The 18981-nt window shown below is 36.5% G+C and carries 16 protein-coding genes; 9 read left to right on the top strand and 7 right to left on the bottom strand.

Annotated elements, in window-relative coordinates:
• Positions 1-110 precede the first annotated feature (110 nt).
• From JL102_RS20475 to JL102_RS20485, 3 genes are all read left to right on the top strand, one after another.
• The gene (locus tag JL102_RS20475) at positions 111-1676 is read left to right on the top strand and encodes a SulP family inorganic anion transporter (RefSeq protein ID WP_202246333.1); all 1566 of its coding nucleotides are present in this window, start codon (positions 111-113) and stop codon (positions 1674-1676) included.
• Positions 1649-2281, top strand: a complete 633-nt coding sequence (locus JL102_RS20480; protein WP_202246334.1) for a carbonic anhydrase — start codon at positions 1649-1651, stop codon at positions 2279-2281. The genes JL102_RS20475 and JL102_RS20480 overlap by 28 nt, the downstream gene beginning before the upstream one ends.
• A gap of 272 nt (positions 2282-2553) precedes the next feature.
• Positions 2554-4206, top strand: coding sequence for a S41 family peptidase (locus JL102_RS20485; RefSeq protein ID WP_202246335.1), 1653 nt, complete (start codon positions 2554-2556; stop codon positions 4204-4206).
• Here the strand turns inward: JL102_RS20485 and JL102_RS20490 are convergent.
• Complete coding sequence (locus JL102_RS20490) at positions 4203-4787, bottom strand: C40 family peptidase (protein WP_202246336.1); 585 nt, start codon at positions 4785-4787, stop codon at positions 4203-4205. The genes JL102_RS20485 and JL102_RS20490 overlap by 4 nt on opposite strands.
• 88 nt (positions 4788-4875) lie before the next feature.
• Entirely contained in the window at positions 4876-7035 is a 2160-nt protein-coding gene (locus JL102_RS20495; RefSeq protein ID WP_202246337.1) for a glutamine synthetase III family protein, read from the bottom strand.
• Positions 7036-7523: 488 nt separating this feature from the next.
• Here JL102_RS20495 and JL102_RS20500 point away from each other — a divergent pair, with 488 nt between their 5' ends.
• Positions 7524-8468: a lysylphosphatidylglycerol synthase transmembrane domain-containing protein gene (locus JL102_RS20500; protein WP_202246338.1), complete on the top strand. Its 945-nt coding sequence runs from the start codon at positions 7524-7526 to the stop codon at positions 8466-8468.
• 485 nt (positions 8469-8953) lie between these two features.
• Positions 8954-9844 carry a hypothetical protein gene (locus tag JL102_RS20505; RefSeq protein ID WP_202246339.1) on the top strand — a complete coding sequence of 297 codons (891 nt, stop codon included), beginning with the start codon at positions 8954-8956 and terminating at the stop codon, positions 9842-9844.
• 147 nt (positions 9845-9991) lie between these two features.
• Here JL102_RS20505 and JL102_RS24170 read toward each other — a convergent pair whose 3' ends face one another.
• Both JL102_RS24170 and JL102_RS20515 read right to left on the bottom strand, forming a co-directional pair.
• Positions 9992-10165: an alpha/beta hydrolase gene (locus JL102_RS24170; RefSeq protein ID WP_394369247.1), complete on the bottom strand. Its 174-nt coding sequence runs from the start codon at positions 10163-10165 to the stop codon at positions 9992-9994.
• A gap of 126 nt (positions 10166-10291) precedes the next feature.
• Positions 10292-10642, bottom strand: coding sequence for an arsenate reductase family protein (locus tag JL102_RS20515; protein WP_202246341.1), 351 nt, complete (start codon positions 10640-10642; stop codon positions 10292-10294).
• A gap of 90 nt (positions 10643-10732) precedes the next feature.
• Between JL102_RS20515 and JL102_RS20520 the strand changes: the two genes are divergently transcribed.
• The 3 genes from JL102_RS20520 to JL102_RS20530 all read left to right on the top strand — a co-directional run bounded on the left by JL102_RS20520 (position 10733) and on the right by JL102_RS20530 (position 12944).
• Positions 10733-11356, top strand: a complete 624-nt coding sequence (locus JL102_RS20520; RefSeq protein WP_202246342.1) for a ParA family protein — start codon at positions 10733-10735, stop codon at positions 11354-11356.
• Between the two features lie 2 nt (positions 11357-11358).
• Positions 11359-11718: a hypothetical protein gene (locus JL102_RS20525; protein WP_202246343.1), complete on the top strand. Its 360-nt coding sequence runs from the start codon at positions 11359-11361 to the stop codon at positions 11716-11718.
• A gap of 86 nt (positions 11719-11804) precedes the next feature.
• Positions 11805-12944 carry a cystathionine gamma-synthase gene (locus JL102_RS20530; RefSeq protein ID WP_202246344.1) on the top strand — a complete coding sequence of 380 codons (1140 nt, stop codon included), beginning with the start codon at positions 11805-11807 and terminating at the stop codon, positions 12942-12944.
• Here JL102_RS20530 and JL102_RS20535 read toward each other — a convergent pair.
• Positions 12941-15058 (bottom strand): tetratricopeptide repeat-containing sensor histidine kinase, encoded by a 2118-nt coding sequence (locus tag JL102_RS20535; RefSeq protein WP_202246345.1) that lies wholly within the window; start codon positions 15056-15058, stop codon positions 12941-12943. The genes JL102_RS20530 and JL102_RS20535 overlap by 4 nt on opposite strands.
• A 212-nt stretch (positions 15059-15270) precedes the next feature.
• Here JL102_RS20535 and JL102_RS20540 point away from each other — a divergent pair, with 212 nt between their 5' ends.
• A complete protein-coding gene (locus JL102_RS20540) occupies positions 15271-15957 on the top strand; it encodes a hypothetical protein (protein ID WP_202246346.1) in 687 nt (228 codons plus the stop codon).
• A 73-nt stretch (positions 15958-16030) separates the two neighbouring features.
• Here the strand turns inward: JL102_RS20540 and JL102_RS20545 are convergent, their stop codons facing one another.
• Both JL102_RS20545 and JL102_RS20550 read right to left on the bottom strand, forming a co-directional pair.
• Positions 16031-17158 carry a hypothetical protein gene (locus tag JL102_RS20545; RefSeq protein ID WP_202246347.1) on the bottom strand — a complete coding sequence of 376 codons (1128 nt, stop codon included), beginning with the start codon at positions 17156-17158 and terminating at the stop codon, positions 16031-16033.
• A gap of 1 nt (position 17159) precedes the next feature.
• Positions 17160-18929, bottom strand: coding sequence for an HSP90 family protein (locus JL102_RS20550; RefSeq protein WP_202246348.1), 1770 nt, complete (start codon positions 18927-18929; stop codon positions 17160-17162).
• Positions 18930-18981 lie beyond the last annotated feature (52 nt).

An 18981-nucleotide genomic window follows, 5' to 3' on the forward strand; every position in this document is an offset into this window, starting at 1 on the left:
CAATTACTTAATAATCAAATATTAAACCTTCATAGAATATTATCGGCACTCTGAATTTCTTCAGAGGCGATACTTCTATGTCTCTAAAATATATTTATATTCATTCAACCATGAAGAATAACCTATTTTCAAATATTAAAAGCGATTTACCAGCTGGACTGGTAGTGTTTTTAGTAGCTCTTCCTTTATGCCTTGGTATAGCATTAGCCTCTGGTGCTCCACTTTTTTCAGGGCTTATCAGTGGTATTATAGGAGGTATAGTAGTAGGAGCCCTCAGCGGTTCTCACATTAGTGTATCTGGTCCGGCCGCAGGCTTAACAGTAATCATTCTCACTGCTATTGATAGCTTAGGGTCTTTCCAGGCCTTATTAGCAGCAGTAGTTATCGCAGGTATTATCCAGCTTATATTAGGCTTATTAAAAGCCGGTATAGTGAGCCACTTCTTCCCTTCATCCGTAATTAAGGGTATGCTTGCCGCCATAGGTATAATACTTATTTTAAAGCAAATACCTCATGCCGTTGGTTATGACGCTGATTTTGAAGGAGATTTTTCCTTTTTTCAATTCGATGGAGAAAATACTTTTTCAGAATTAACTAAAGCATTGGAGAGACTAGAAATGGGGGCCGTATTAATTTCAACCATTTGCCTGGCCATATTTATACTATGGGAACAGCCCTTTACTCGCAAATACTCCTTCTTTAAAATTGTGCCTGGCGGGCTAGCAACAGTAGCTGCAGGCCTAATTATCAATCAGGCTCTTATTAATACTGGCTCGGACCTGGCTATTACAAGAGAACACCTGGTAAATTTACCTGTAGCCACTGATTTTGATGAATTTTTAGGCTTATTTATTCTACCTGACTGGACTATACTATCTAACTCAAAGCTATATTTGGTGGCAGTTACAATAGCCATAGTAGCCAGCTTGGAAACATTACTTTGCATAGAAGCGACTGACAAACTAGACCCTTACAAGAGAATTACATCTACTAACAGGGAGCTGAAAGCTCAGGGTATAGGCAATATTGCCGCCGGACTTATAGGAGGACTCCCTATGACATCAGTAATAGTTAGGAGCTCGGCCAACTTAGATAGTGGTGCTAAAACTAAGTTATCGGCGATTATACACGGAATTTTACTTTTTGTTACGGTAATTTTCATTCCGAATATTCTAAATATGATACCTTTGGCAGCTCTTGCAGCTATACTGCTGGTAGTAGGTTATAAGCTTGCGAGAATTTCGCTCTTTAAAAATATGTATTCATTAGGCTGGGATCAGTTCCTCCCTTTCTTAATTACGGTAGTAGCTATTCTGTTTACAGATTTGCTCAGAGGAATAGGAATAGGAATGGCGATATCTATTTTCTTTATACTTAGAAATAATTATCGTTCTTCATTCAAATTCGATAGTGCTTCCAAAGAAAGTGGAGATGGTAAAACCATTAACATTGCTCTGGCCGAAGAAATGACCTTTTTAAATAAAGGTAGCATGCTGGTAACATTAAGAGAAATACCTGAAAACTCTCATGTGGTGATTGATGGCACTAAAAGTAAAATTATTGATCATGATGTAAAGGAAGTTATTCAAAATTTCCAAGAAACAGCAAAACACAAAAACATAAACGTAGAATTAAAAGGTAGTGAAACATGGAAAAAACATATAATAAACTTATAGAAGGCAATAAAAAGTGGGCAGACGAAAAGCTGGGAATTGATAAGGAATTCTTTAAGAACCTTTCAAAAGGACAATCACCAGAATTTCTATGGATCGGCTGTTCTGACAGCAGGGTTCCCGCTAATGAAATTACTAATACTAACTCAGGAGAAATCTTTGTCCACAGAAATGTGGCCAACTTAGTAGTACACACTGATATGAACTTTCTAAGTGTATTGCAATATTCTGTAGAGGTATTAAAAGTAAAACACATTATTGTTTGTGGCCATTATGGTTGTGGAGGGGTACAAACCGCTATGACTAACAAAGATGCCGGGCTGGTAAATAACTGGCTAAGAAATATCAAAGATGTGTATGACAAATACCAAGATGAACTGGATGCCATAGAAGATGAAACTGCTAAGAATAACCGATTAGTAGAACTCAACTCTATAGAGCAGGCATACAACTTGGCCAGAACATCTATCGTTCAGAACGCATGGAGAGAACGCGATCTGCATGTACATGCATGGGTTTATGGGCTAAGCACTGGGCTCATTACAGAGCTAGGGGTAACTATAAAAGGACCTCAGGATATGCCTTCTATTTATCAATTCAAATACTAAATAGAAATCAAAAAAAGGGGTGGTAATTACCATCCCTTTTTTAATACTACATTTTCTCCACCCTCTCTAATTCACATTTTCTTTTCATTTAGAATTTTATGAAGAGTCACTGTAGTGCTTTCCACACTCACCACTATTATATAGTCTTCAATAGCTTAAGAAAATGACTAACCACACCTCCCTCTGATAGAAGATTTTCGTTTTTTATTAATAACTAAGAACATTTCTCTTAGCTTTATACGTTACTATATTTGAACATGCAGCCATATAATATGAAAGGAAAGAAACTCATTTTCTCGTCCGTTTTACTTATCACAATCTTTAGCATTTTTGCCTTCTCCTCTCCCGGCCAGCGCTATTTTGAGATTGCTAAAAACCTCGAAATTTTTGCTACTCTTTTCAAAGAGGTAAATGCTATGTATGTAGATGAGGTAAATCCTAATGAAACTATTAAAGTGGGTATTGATGCCATGCTAGCTTCTTTAGACCCTTATACCAACTACATTCCTGAAGACCAGATAGAAGATTACCGTACCATGAGCACAGGCCAGTATGCAGGTATTGGCGCTGTAACCGGCCGTATGAATGGGAAAATAAAAATCATGATGCTGGTAGAAGGGCATGCGGCTCAAAACAACGGACTGCGCATAGGTGACGAAGTGATTAAAATTGATGGCATAGATGTTACCAATATGAATAATGAGGAAATAGGCGAACTAATGAAAGGCCAGGCAAACACCTCAGTATCATTAACAGTGCTAAGATACGGACATGAAGACCCGCTTACGCTTGATTTTAAAAGAGAAAAAGTAAAAATCAAAAACGTACCTTATCATGGTATGGTAAGCAATGATATTGGTTACATAAAACAAACTCAGTTTACCATGCAAGCAGGCAAAGAGGTAAGTGATGCACTTAATGAGCTAAAAGAAAAAGGGGCTAAAAAAATCATTCTCGACCTCAGAGGCAACCCTGGCGGCCTATTAATGGAGGCTGTAAATATCACCAACGTATTTATCCCTAAAGGAAAAGAAGTAGTGAGTACCAAAGGGAAGCTGGAAGAGCACAACTCTACTTACAAAACGCTAAACTCGCCAGACGATACTGAAATACCTATAGCTGTATTGATCAATAGTGGGAGTGCTTCTGCCTCTGAAATAGTAGCAGGAACCATACAAGATTATGATAGAGGAGTAATTATTGGAGAGAAATCTTTTGGTAAAGGATTGGTACAGCAGACCAGGCCTCTTTCTTATAATGCTCAACTAAAAGTGACTACAGCTAAATATTACACCCCTAGTGGCCGCTGTATACAAGCCCTGGATTATAGCCACAGAAATAATGACGGCAGTGTAGGTAAAGTTCCGGATTCATTAAAAGTTGAATTTTTCACTCAAAATCATAGATCTGTGTATGATGGCGGCGGCATAGACCCGGATATAGAAGTGGAACACCAGAAAATAGCTCCTATCTCTCTCTCTTTATATAGCAACGGACTTATTTTTGATTATGCCTCTAAATACCATGCCGAGCATGATAAAATAGCACCTGCAAAAGATTTTGAACTATCAGATGCAGAATATGAAGAATTCACACAATGGCTAAAAGGTAAAGACTATGGCTACACTACTGACGCCGAGAAGACATTAAAAGATCTGACTGAATATGCTCACGAAGAAAAATATTATTCAGAAATTGAAGGTCAGCTCAAAGCTTTAAAATCAACACTTATGAGTAGTAAGTCTAATGACTTATATGATTTTAAAAATCAGCTAAAAACCATTTTAGAAGAAGAAATCACTTCTCGTTATTATTTAGAGAATGGCTCTATAGAATCTACCTTTGATCATGATACAGACATTAAAACAGCTAAAACGATCTTAAACGATTCAGAGAAATATAACAAGATTCTGAAATTGAATTAATCATCATGCAGCACTCTGCGCGCTCCCATGTAGCGTGCATTGTAGTGCCTGTGAGACAAACTGTCTATCACTACTCCACGACTGGTAGAGCTATGGATAAAGCTTATCTTACCATTATTATTAGATATGGCAATACCTACATGCCCTACCCTGTTTACTCCTTTTGAAGGACTTTTAAAAATTAAGATATCTCCTTTTCTAACCTCATTAGTATCTATCTCTTCACCAAACTCAGATTGCAACTGAGATGAGGCAGGTAAAGAAATATTGAAATTCTTAAATACATAACAAGTAAATCCCGAACAATCAAAAGCAGATGGCCCTTTAGCGGCATATCTGTAAGGCACTCCTTTTAATCGTAAAGCGTAATTAATAATACTATCTCTTCGATTTTTAGCATAGCCCTCTTCTACTTCTATACCATTAGTAGTATCCCTAACCATTGATGTAGGGTGATAATAATCATTCAGAAGATCAGCATTTTGCGATTTATTTATATTCATAGCGCTGTTAATCAGGAAGATGATCACTAGCACCACATAAAATAACTTCTCACGTAAAAGCTTCTTAATAATTTCCATATACAAGTAAACTCATTATTTCTGGTATATAAACAAAAAGCAGGCGAAATAATTCCCGCCTGCTTTTTTGGTATTTTTAATTAGATGATTATCTAAGGAATAACATCTCTCTATATTTCACTAAAGGCCAATCTTCATCATCAACCAGCATTTCCAGTTTATCTACTGCATAACGGATGGTATCAAAGTACTTTGCTTTAACATCATCACAATAACCGATAGCACGCTCACGAAGATCTTCCTCTTTATTTAACCTTCTTCTCTCATCAATCATGTTATATACTTCTTTTCTCAAAGTTTCGATATAACCAGAAACAGATTCTATAATAGAGATCACTTCTTTATTATTGATGCCAAGCGTTTTCAAACCTTCAGCATTCTTAATCAACTTATTTTGATAAGCAATGGCTGTAGGTATGATATGATTAAGTACTAAATCACCCATTACTCTAGATTCGATCTGAATCTTCATGATGTAACTTTCCCACCTAATTTCATTTCTGGCTTCCAGCTCCACATCATTAAGCACTTTGTGGCGATTAAACATTTTTCTAGACTTATCTGTAAGGTAAGCATCCAGCGCTCTAGGAGTATCTTTGATATTAGACAATCCTCTCTTTTCTGCCTCCTCAACCCATTCGTCAGAATAACCATCTCCTTCGAAACGGATAGCCTTAGATTCTTTAATATACTTTCTAAGCGTACTTACAATGGCCATTCTCTTCTCTGTACCACCTTTCATTTCTTTCTGCACATTTTCATAGAAGGCAGTAAGCTGCTCAGCTAAGATCAGGTTAAGGACAGTCATCGGAGATGATGAATTTTCATTTCCTCCTACTGCTCTAAACTCAAATTTATTACCAGTAAAGGCAAAAGGAGAAGTTCTGTTTCTATCAGTATTATCAAGAATGATCCTTGGTATTTTGTCAATACCCAGTTTCATATACATGTTTTCGCCTTTCTCTACTTTAATGTTACCTTTTTTCTCTAACTCATCGAGTACGTTAGTAAGCTGAGAACCGATAAACACTGACATAATAGCCGGAGGAGCTTCATTAGCTCCAAGCCTATGATCATTACCCGCAGAAGCTATACTAGCTCTAAGAAGGTCTGCATGTTCATAAACAGCTTTGATAGTGTTAACGAAAAACACCAAGAACAATAAGTTATCACGTGCACTTGAGCTAGGCTGAAACAAGTTCACACCTGTGTTAGTAATTAACGACCAGTTATTATGTTTACCCGTACCGTTAAGGCCTGCAAAAGGCTTTTCGTGAAATAATACTTTCAAGTTATGTCTTTCGGCAGCTCTAGACATAACGTCCATTAATAATTGATTATGATCTGTAGCTACGTTGATATCTTCAAACAATGGAGCGACTTCAAACTGACTTGGCGCCACCTCATTATGTCTGGTACTTACAGGTATACCTAGTCTATGAGATTCCTCTTCAAAGTCACGCATGAAATCATAAATACGAGTAGGAATAGATCCAAAGTAATGATCATCTAGCTGCTGACCACGAGCAGGGTTATGACCAAAAACGGTTCTACCTGCCATTACAAGGTCTGGACGACTGGCATATAGAGCCTTATCTATTATAAAATACTCTTGCTCTACACCCAAAGATGCTTTTACTCGAGTCACTTTTTTGTCAAACATCTGACAAACCTTTGTTGCCGCTTTATCTACTGCCTCTATTGCCTTTAACATAGGAGCTTTATTATCTAGCGCCTCTCCTGTATAAGAAACAAATATAGTAGGGATACAAAGTGTGGCTCCATAAATGAACATAGGTGAGCTAGGATCCCAGGCAGTGTAACCACGAGCCTCAAAAGTACTCCTTATACCTCCATTAGGAAATGAAGAAGCATCTGGTTCTTGCTGAACTAATGCGCTTCCTTTAAACCTTTCAATTCCTGATCCTGCATCAAAAAAAGTATCATGCTTCTCTGCTGTAGAGCCAGTAAGCGGCTGAAACCAGTGAGTATAATGTGTAACCCCCTTAGAAAGAGCCCATGACTTAACAGCCGAAGCCACAACATCGGCAGTATCAGCATCTATTTTTGTTCCATCCTCAATCACTTTTTTCACCTTTTTGAATATATCAGGAGAAAGAAGTGTTTGCATCTGTTTCAATCCAAATACATCCTGAGCGTAAAAATCTGAAATCTTGCCTTTCGACTCGAAATTTATCTTAGGTCGGTTATTTGCTAAATCTAATGCTTTAAAGCGTAAGTGTGCCATATTGGTTTTTTAGATTATTTTTTATGTTAGGTAAAACTATTAAATATTTTGTTTGAAATCTTAAAAGTTATCCAATTTTACACAACAAAGCCATTTTTTTAACATATTCACCCAAAAAAGATATTAAAAACTTAAAATCTCCTTCAAAAAAATGGCACTCCAGCTCTGCAAACGTTATAATTAAGTTTATAAAGTTATATAGATGCTAATCTTTTAATTAAATACAAAAAGAACTTGCCCATACTTCATGAGCCCCATCGATATAAAAAACTCTATTTATTCAATTATGCCTTTAAATAAAATCATAATATTCATTATTTATTTAACTGATATAGATTATTTTCACCGCCTATTTAATAATTAAGTTACTGTTGCAATCAATCAGCTTTTATTCACTCTCATTTATCTATGGCACATTTTAATTCCAAATGTATTGAGCTGGCCGGTTTTACTTTTAGAATATTTCTGCTTATTTGAGTTATAGATACATGTCTAAAAGTACAGGTCGAAATCTGATATCTTGGATATCGCAATTGAAAAGCTGGAAGGTGCCCCCTTCTATAAAACTGTTTCTTAAAATCTCAATAAGCGGGTTAGCCATATACCTCACCGCAAAAAAAATAGATGTAAAAGAGGCCATACACATAATCACTGAGTGTAATATTTATTGGCTAATACTGGGAGTATTTACGTTCAACTTATCTCAATGGATAAGTGCCGTTAGATTAAAAAATTTATTAGAAGAACTTGGTATTCAGGCCTCCTACTGGTTTCATATCAAGCTATTTTATTTTGGCATGCTTTATAATATCATACTGCCCGGTGGCATAGGTGGTGATGCTTATAAAGTGATTTTACTCAAAAACCAATTTAATAAAAGAGCAAGGGACATATTAAAAGCCTTATTTTTAGATAGACTCAGTGGCCTGGCTGGGCTAATCTTTTTAGCTCTGATACTGGCCCTGATAATAGACATGCCTTGGAATCCTCATCTCAACACACTTACTCTGGCACTATCTATATTAATTTATCCAGGCTATTTTTTAGCCAATAAGTTGATCTTCCCTTCCTTTACAAAGAGTTTTCTATTTGTAAACATTCTTGGAATACTTATGCAAGGCACTCAAATCATCTGTGCTTACTGCATATTACTGAGCCTTGGAGCTGAGAATAACTACCTGAGTTATTTACTAGTATTCCTACTCTCTTCAATAGCTACTATTATTCCGCTCACCTTAGGCGGATTAGGCATGAGAGAACTTGTTTTTATCTATGCAGCTGATTTTTTGATTTTTGACAAAGAAATAGCCATTGCCTTGTCTCTATTATTCTTTCTTATAACGGCGGCCTCCTCACTGTTGGGAATTTTTGTTAACCCAAAAACAAAAGAAAACACAGCTCATGAATTGCATACTTCTCAACAACAGCACTAGTTAGGCTTCTTGACAGCTAAGCATGCATTTCACAATCAATCTGGCAAGAATGAGTGTGAGCCAAGGGATAAGTATAATAACTGCTCATGGTGCACAGATACTTTCTGCAATCATTCTCCCTGTACTTAAAGCTAGAAGAAAACCCAGACTTCTGACCTGCTTAATTATTATTTAACAACTACAACCCTTTACTCAAAGCTTCATATCAGAAATAAGATCAAACACCCCATTATTTCAAGTAAAATAAATTACAATTATTATCTTTGACCGACTTTTTAAACTAATCCAAAATGAGGATGATTTTATTTTTAATTATTGCTTTAATGGCACTCCCATTTTCCTTTTTCACTAGGCTAAGTTCAAAAATGAAGCAGGTTTAAATATAACCGCTAACGATCATATAGACACGAATCCATAGAGGCCAAGGGTACAGGGCCCACTATTATTATAGATTACATACTTAATTAATATCAACACCATATTTTATGAAACAATTTTTAATAATTGCTGCTTTAGTATTACCATTTTGCACTTCATTGCAGGCGCAAAACTATTATCCGGACGAGGAAGTAGCCAATGAAGCTTTAAATAGAACCCTCGCCATACAAACATTTAACAGTGACGGCGAATACGGGGAAAGCCTTTCAAAGGCATTTAAAGATATTTTCACTAAAGAATGGAAACTTTCTGATGTAGAATTTATGACGGCAAAGGAAATGGAAGCCGCTAAGACCAATAAATCTTCCGACTACGTTTTTCTCAGTCATAGTGCTATGTCATTAGAGATCATTGAAAGAAACCTAAAAGCTCTTGATCGCACTGTATTTACCTTCTCCTTTTTCAACTTTTCTTTAGATTTATATGATACTAAAAGACCTACAAACGTTACGGAGATAGGGTTTGCTAATGAAGAGCTTACGAAAATAGATTTCTTATACCTATGTCAGCAACTACACCTTTTATTAAAAAACTCAGCTGACGGTGTAGCCTCATCAGATTTTTATAATATAGATGAGAACATTGAAGACCTACAAAAATCGACATTACTTATGCCTGAGCAGTTTTTCAGAGAAAAGGATATAGCGAAAATGGATTCTTATTATGAAAATAAATATGAAATATTAAATCCAGAAAAATTTGAAGAAGCTGTATTAAACAAAGCTGATGATACCTGCTACATCAAAATAATATGGTCTAATCAGCACAATGCATATACTTGGATAACCGTAGATGCAGCTGATGGAAGTATTAGATCGCTTATGTCTTTTGGAGGTGTGAAATTTGGAAGAAACCATGATGCTAATGACATAATAAAAGCAAAGCAGCTATCTAATATCCTAAAAAAATTCCCTCAAAAGGTTAATAGTAAATATTAATACTTTGAAGAGACCTTTGCAATAGGACATTCTTAACTCAAGCAATGTCCTATTGCTACTCTAACGCAAATTTAAAAAAAAAATACACTTAGCCCTTAATCTAAGAAAACACGGCACGTAGGAACGTGCGGGATAGCAGTACATCTATCAATCGAGCTTTTTTAATATTTGCATCCCTTCATCCCAATATGTATGCCTAGATGAAACATTTATATGTCCTGCCTTGTCAATATTCACAAACTCACTACCCCAACTGTCTGCGAAAAATTTATGTGGCTTACAAAAGCATCGCAATAGAAGCAACTTTATTTTTTTATACAAGGCCGAATTTAAATAGTTTACGTAAAACTTATGATGAATAACCAGCAGCGTTTATAGAGCTTTCAAACAGTCAAACATAGCATTAAGCCCAGCATGGCATAGGCAAAAGTTTAGCTTTCATTACCGTTATGAAAGCTTATTCTTTAAAGCCTCCACATTCTTTTTAGAGTTCCCAATAAAAATCTCTTGATCTATCAAAAAAACCGGTCTTTTAAGAAAAGTATATTCTTCCAAAATATAATTTTTATAATCATCTTCAGTTAATTGCTTTTCTTTCAAGCCTAATTCTTTATATTTTCTAGCCACTCTGCTAAACAATGCCTCATAACTTCCTGCAAGGTTTTGCATACCTTCCAGCTGCTCTGATGTAATCTTCTCTGTCTTTATATCTTGATAATCAAACTCTTCTCCGATCCCCAGCTCTTTAATAATACGCTTGCAGGTGTCGCAAGTAGAAAGATAATATACTTTTTTCATAAGATTTTTTGAAACCAAAGCTAAAACCTCAGGACCTACACTGCAAATTCTTATTTGTTTTTAATCCCTCCTATAATTATTTTTAGCCCAATGACTAAGGTAATATCATTTGTAAGTAGAAAAGGAGGTACTGGTAAAACTACCAATGCCATCAACCTGGCTACCATGCTCAATAATCTGGGACACAGTGTAGCTCTTATTGAAACAGACACCAACTACACGCTTAGCACGCTAAGAAAGATGGAGGTATACAAGTCTGGTGCTAATGCCAAATCCATTTTTGAAATATTGGGTTCTAAAGATGATAAAATTTCTGATGAGATTATTGCGCTCAAAGACAAGAGCAGGTATGACTTTATTATAGTAGACAGTGCTGGAAAGCCTACAGATGAAGGCATTAAAAAACTATGCCTGCAATGCGATGCTGTAATAGTGCCTACGAGCCTTACTCAAAATGACTTACTGGTAACTTACCAGACTATCACGGACCTGTCTCCGGCCAAAGACCTGAACGATAATTTAAAAATCATGGTTTTACCGAATAGAATCCATAGCATGACTAAAAGTAAAACTATTCAGGAAGCAATGGGTAACCTTGATGCCACTATTCTGGATGTATCAGTACCTCAAAAGAATTTATATGTAAATTTCAGCACCATATTAGCTGAAAAGGAATATTTACACATTGCTCAGGCAATTATAAAAGAACTATAAGTATGGCTAAAAGAAAAAATCCGCTTTCAGACTTAGACGCTTTTTTAAAGCAAGAAGCCTCCTCTTTGGTGAACCCTGAAGCCATTAAGAATGAGGACGAAAATAATGCGACTCCAGCAGCTGAGGCTAAAGCACCTGAAAAACCCAGCAAAGAGTTGATTATTAAGCTACTTCTGCTTTTGGCCGAAGAAGAAGGGGCGGCTTTTCAAGATTCTTTCTATGAAATCATTAAATCTACTCAGGAAACGCTGGGCTTACACTCTTCTGAAGACAAAATGTTAATGAATACAATATTGTATTTAAAAAACAAACCTAACTGGAAAGAAAGCATTGCAGACTACTGGGGCAAGCTGGGCGTTTAAGTTTATTAAAGAAGAGCTAATTATTATTTTCTCTATAGCGAAAATCCTAGCTTTGCAATCTATCATTTAATAGAAGTTAATAGATTATGAAATTTGGAACTAAAGCTATACATGCAGGCGTAGAGCCGGACCCTTCTACAGGGGCTATCATGACGCCTATATATCAAACATCAACTTATGTACAGGCCTCTCCCGGAGACCATAAAGGTTATGAGTATTCAAGAACTCACAACCCTACGCGAGATGCACTACAAAAGAGCATTGCGGCACTGGAAAACGGAAACCACGGCTTGTGTTTCTCCTCTGGCTTGGCGGCCATTGATGCGGTAATAAAACTTTTATCTCCTGGAGATGAGGTAATTGCGGCCAATGACCTTTACGGAGGTACCTACCGTATGTTCACTAAAGTATTTGCTAAATATGGCATTAAATTTCACTTCGTTAGCCTAGAGAAAGCAGATTCCATTTCTGAGCTAATCAATAAAAATACTAAGCTAATATGGTTAGAAACGCCTACTAACCCTATGATGAATATCATAGACATAGCCGCGGTTTCTGAAATAGCCAAAAAACACAATCTACTATTGGCTGTAGATAACACTTTTGCTACCCCTTACTTGCAAAACCCAATGGACATGGGAGCCGACATTGTAATGCACTCTGTGACCAAGTATTTAGGTGGCCACTCAGACGTAGTAATGGGTGCTCTAGTAGTAAATGACGAAAAATTAAAAGATGACTTGGCTTTTATTCAAAATAGCTGTGGTGCTACGCCTGGTCCTCAAGATTGCTTTTTGGTACTTAGAGGAATAAAAACACTACATATAAGAATGGATCGTCATTGTGAAAATGGCAGAAAGGTGGCCGAATTCCTAAAAGATCATCCTAAAGTAGAAAATGTATACTGGCCCGGACTGGAATCTCACCCAAATCACGAAGTTGCTAAAAAGCAAATGAAGGATTTTGGAGGTATGATTTCCTTTACCCTGAAAGGAGATAGCAAAGCTGAAGCCTTTAGAATAATGGAAAGCTTTAGATTTTTCTCTTTGGCTGAATCTTTAGGAGGTATTGAATCTATGGTTAACCATCCAGCCACCATGACTCATGCTAGCATCCCTAGAGAAGAAAGACTTAAAATAGGTCTTTTAGATTCTTTAATTAGACTTAGCGTGGGTATAGAAGATGCTGATGATCTTATTGCTGATCTAAAAGCTGCTTTAGCTTAAGAGGAAGTAGAATCGTCATTTGAGAAGTAAAAGGCAGTGGGGAATTTTAAAATAAACTCACTGCCTTTTCTATATTCAGAAATCAGCGTAATGGAGCCTCCGAGCTTCTCAACCAGGTTTTTCACAATTGCTAACCCCAAACCATTGGAGCTTTCACCTGCGGTAGGCCGAGCGCTAAGCCTCATAAACTTTTTGTATAAATTTTTCTTATCTGCTTCACTAAACCCTTGACCAAAATCTTTAACAGATAGTGAAAAATGGTCTACTTCTTTCACAGCTCTTAATATCACTACACCCTCAGGCTTAGAAAACTTAATGGCATTCGAAAGTAAATTATCCAAAATACGTGATAGGTATAGCTTACCAGTTTCCACTATTATTTCCTCCCTTGCCTCATAAATCTCTAATCCTACTTTTTTAGCTTCTGCATCTGCCAAAAAACTATGATACTTTTCTCTTAAAAAAGCGTTTACGTCTATCCTGGTAAGTTCTTCCTGCTCTCCATCTTGTTCAAACGCATTTAATTCCAGTAGATGGCTGATTAACTCCAATCCTGATTCTGCCACACCTTTTTGTAGCTCTAGCAAATGCCTCTGCTCTTCTTCCATCGAACTTCTGCTCAGGACTTGCGCTAATCCTTTTATTCTGCTAAAAGGAGATTTAAGATCATGAGCCACTATGCTCATCAAAGTATCTTTTTCATTGTTCAATTCAAGTAATGACTTATTCTGCTGGGTGAGCTTTTTATTTTGCAAACCTATATGCTCATTTTGTTGCTTTATCTGCACTTGGTTTTTTCTGATTTCTTCATTCTTAGCCAGTAGCCTTTTATTAATCTTTCTTAGTTTTCTGCCAGAATACCACAACATCAACAGCAAAAAAAGTGATGCTCCTATTACTATTATTAGCGCGATATTGGCAAATCTATGCCTCTCTAAGAGCGCTTCGTCTCGTATTTGCTTTGATTTCAATAATTCATTCTCAGCATCCCTTTTCCCTAGTTCCAGCCTGGATTCGATTCGCTCAATCTTAGCATTTAAAGCCGCATCATTCAATCTCTCCTTTATTTTATGATATTGCTGAAAATGATTAAAAGCACAGTTCACATCTCTCTGCCTTTTACATATTTCGGACAAGTAATATTGAATTTGCCATTCCAGATTAATATCTCTGGTTTTAGTGAGTAAGGCTTCCAACAGGTCTTTAGCAAGATTAAATTTATTTTTTTCATAATAGATCTTCCCCAATAGTAGGTCTAGCTGCATTCGCAAACTTTCATTACCAGACTCACCTAAATTATCTAAGGCTTCATTAGTATATATCAAAGCGCTATCATAGACCTGTTGATTAAAGTATAGGTTAGCCATTCCTAAATTGATATTCACCAAATTGATGTAATCATGTGATTTATGAGCCTCATACCGAGCTTTCGCATAATACTCAAAAGCGGTATCATACCTTGTCATTTCTTGATTGATAGAGGCCAATTCAAGCAAAATAGATATACGCCCACCAGTATTACCTTGGTGATTTCTTATATCTAGAGCTTTTAAAGATGTATGAAGGGCCTTTTTATAATTACCTTGCTGCAGGTATAGCTCTGAAAGACTTTTATAGACATAGCTCAACCCCTGTCTATCTTTATGTCTTAGAAATATATTTAAAGCCTCAAAATAATAATCATATGCTCTTGAATGATCTCCTCGGGTCATAAAAAGACGCCCCAAGCTATTTAACGAATGAGCATATTGAACAGAGTCCTGATGAACCAAAGCCTCTTCTGCTGCCAGGGTATAATAATCAAAAGCCTTAAGACCATCACCTTTATATGTATATGCAAGCCCCATATAATTATAGGTATTAGCCAAGCTCGGCGCCTCGTTTGAATGAATGGACTTTGCAATATTTACGGAAAGAGTACAGTAATACACAGAACTATCCGGATAAGACATTCTATACTCCCAAGCCAAGCCATTATAAATCCGAATCTTAGATGCTGGATCTAACTCTTTAGAAAAAGTAGTACGTAGACTATCTATAACTTCAATATCTTGCGCACTTATAGAACAGATAATAAAAAAAAGGAAATAAAATACAATTAGAAATCCTCTCATCTAAATAACCTCTTACTGCTTATTATAAGTTACATTAAATTTTACTTTTAAATTCAAAGATGTAAGTTAAAGCCATGTTTAAAATGTTTTTTCAAAGCCAAAAAACCTTACTAAAAAAAATAAACAAAAAACTGATTATCAATTAGTTAATTTATTAAAAATAGACTTGGCATTATCATTGTTTAATTATCAGTAAATCAAACAAAAATGCCATGAAGAAATTATTACTTATAGCTGTGGTAATGACGGGAGTTTCATTACATAGTAGTCAGGCTCAACAATTTATAGCATCTTTTGGAGCACAACATAGCTGGGGCGTTCCTTCTGTGGTTACTCATGTAGTTTACGATAATTATCACGGCTATGAATGGGTGCACACCAAAAGACATTACCTTCATGGCCAGCTCTTTTTTGATGTAGTCCTTCAGCAAAGTAACTATTTTATTGAATTAAGAGTAGATAATTTCGGGCATGTAGTTCGTAGAGAATATGTAGATTACTATCCTTTGCATGATCATATCTGCAGTAGTCACTGTGGCTATTACAGTAATTATTATAATAGTCACTATACTGCCTGCCATGATCACCACCACCACGGACACAACCATGTGGTGTATGTAAACCCTGCTCCTCGTCGTGTAGTGTATGTGCAGCCAAAAACTACCATAGTTTATAAAAACAGTCCGTCATACCATCACAATAGAGGCCGGTCAGTAGCTTCACACAGAAGTCATGTGTCTAATAGTAGAAGTGAACCGAATAGAGGTGGAAGACACTATAGCGTCAACAAGCATGAGTCTAATAGCAGATCAAGAGGATCTACAACTTATCAAAGTTCTATTTCAAGAAGCAGAGGAGCCAGAAGTACCACTGTAAATAATAGAAGTAGAGGAAATTAAAAAATCTCAATTAGTCCTTAAAAAGGCCACTCAGTATTTGAGTGGCCTTTTTAATGATTATTTACACTTAAAATCAACAGTATTTCTCTACCCACCCCTGTTTATATTCTACAAATTCTTTATAGGTGTTGTTTCCGTTTCTGTTATCCAACAATGATGCATAATGCAATGCCATTTCCTCAAACCACTGTTGTAACTTTTCACTATAGTATTCACCTTCATTGCCAGTTTGCAAATGCTCTAGCGGCAATGCTCCATTGATAGCCAGTTTTACTGTAGGCTTATCTTTGCGAGCCATGCATTTAAACATAATACCTGAGTACATGTAAAAGTAAACCAGCATAAAATCAGACTTACGCACCTTTAAAGATGGGAACTGAGCTTCAAAAATTTTTCTTGCTGTTACAAAGTCTCCTTTTACAGAAAGATAAGGTAATAACTGACAATAGCCTTCTACCTCCTCTGTAGCGCTATTAAGCTCCTTTAATGCTTTGTATGCCATATCCTCCGCCAGTTCCTCCTCTCCCATTTCCATGGCAGGAATTATCAACTTCGGATAGGTAATCATAGGGACTTCAGCACAAGTAAGTTCACCATTAAGTATTGGCTGAGCCATTTTCAGAGCTGTTTTATAATCTTTGTTATCAATATAGATATCCAAGATACTATTGAGCTCGCAGGCAGAGCAATCCATCAAGCGCTCCCATTTATTAGGCGCTCTTTTATAGGCTTCATAAGCTTCCCTGGCTTTTTCATTCTCTCCTATCAAAGAATATACTTTTAAAAAACTGTATTGAATAACTCTATCGGTAGCTCCAAACTCCCGGTAACGCCTTTCAAATTCGGTGAGTAAAGCATTAATTCTCTCTAATGGCACGTTATGAAAAGCAGGCAGTATATTGAGAACCCACTTAAAAGCCCATAATACTGAACTATATCTAAATCTGCCCGGATTATCATCACAGATTTTAAGGAACCACGGATATTGGGCTATCATTTCTTCCTGATAATTAAGAAAACAGCATTGTTGCAAAAATTCATACCTTGCCTCAAACTCTAAATCCAGATCTTTGAAAAACATGGCCTTTCTGATGCATTTAAAGGCCAAATCCTTATTATCAAGAGTAGTTTTTGCTCCTGCCAAATAGTTGACAGCATTTTGTACATCTTCTATAGTCTCTAAATTATTATAAGCTGCCATATCAATAGGTTTTATTTAAAATATAAATCAGATTATTGTTCATCCCTTCCAGCTCTTGCTGATTTAAAGGATAGTGCCCCATAAGCATGGCATTAAAATATAAAGACTGAATAAGAGCCTCTTCCATGCCCTCATGAGCCTTTTCTAAAAGCTTTTTTACAATCGGATTATTATAATTAAGGTAAAGTTTAGAGTTAAAAGAAGCTGACGGTTCATAAATAGCACCTGTAATTCCTGCCCACAGATCATTACTTTCATCCTGTATTCTCCCCACATCCCTATCCATAAGCTTTTTATTAGAAAGATTATATATAGCTGGTATATTCCCTGGTTCGAACTGCTTTATTTCTAGCTCACAGTCATAATTAAGAAGATAATCCTGTAGCTTCATCAACCGCTCCTGAGCCTTATCGTACACATCAATATCCAGTGGCTTAAGAATATTACCGAAATGCTCAGCATCTATTCTCTGATAAACATGATCTCTATCCTGCCCACTGGCTAGATGAAGAATATCTGCGTCATAAATATAGCCGGCATTGATTATCAACCTATTTTGAGCACGGGCGATAGGCACTATCTGCCTGAAATCATCAATATCAGGTACATAAGCAATTGTTTTTCCCCTTTTCTTAATCTTCTCTAAGCTAAGAGGTCCTTCTGAAGTAGGAAAAATAAACCAGTCTGATATGAAATTAAAGAAATCCAAATTACCTAATGCAGTACTCTTCAACGCCTGATTATGGATAGAAATAATATTTTCCAGTGACTTTGGAGAGCTTTGACTAAGCCCAATCAGATACTCTATAATAGATGCTCCCAGCTCCTCTCTTACCTCATAAAAAGCTTTATCCTTATACAAATCTTCTCTTGAGGCAGTGGGAGCCAGGTTAGAAGAATTAACCACGGCCCTCACAAAAAAGGCCCATTCTGGCAGCAGATCTTTATTATTTGTAGCAATGAGCATGTTTTTTATATACACATGGTTATGCTGAGATGTAGCTACGCCCGTAGGTCTGGGAAAAATATAACCAATGCCCTTGGTCTTACCTGTAGAATCAGTTAAAGGAATGTAATTAGAAAAGTGTTCATTAAAAGCCTCTCTACCAAAATTCAGGACGTTATCACCTTGAGGACCACCATTATTCCATGGAAAAGAGTTGAAGATGGTTTCTCTCCTCTCTCCGTTAATAAACACTTCAATAGGTATTCCTAAAAATTCACCATACAACTTCAATAGTCCTACCAGCTGATCTGGGGTCATTCTCAGATCATCCTTCATCTTTAAAGTAACCGTAGTACCTACCTCTTGTGGTATTTCTTCACTTACTTCAGTGCTGTAAGTACCATCTACCCGACCATTCCAAATGACCACCTCTTCAGCTTTTAAAGATTTAGTAATTACATTAATCTCATCTGTAACCATAAAGCAGGAGAGTAAACCTATACCAAACTGCCCTATGTAATCTTCTGATCTTCTTCTTAAAGCATCCTGACTTTTAGAGCTGGAGCCTATCCGTGACAAAAATTCTGTTACTTCCTCCTGATTAAGACCGATGCCATTATCTCTTACTTTCAGAACTTGATCATCCCCTCTATCAAATAGCTCTACTTCTATAAATTCTTTAAAAGTTCCTTCCTTTTTTCTGGCGCTAATAGCATCGACTGCATTTTGGAGCAGTTCACGAATAAAAACCTCCTTATGAGAGTATAGGTTATCAGAGAGCACCTTGAGCAACCCTGACAAATTCACTTGAAATATAGATTCCATCCTTCCCAATTTTTAAAATTGCTAGCTTATTTTATCCCTCTGCTTCATACAC

The sequence above is a fragment of the Fulvivirga sediminis genome, assembly GCF_016757215.1.
Classification (GTDB): Bacteria; Bacteroidota; Bacteroidia; order Cytophagales; family Cyclobacteriaceae; genus Fulvivirga; species Fulvivirga sediminis.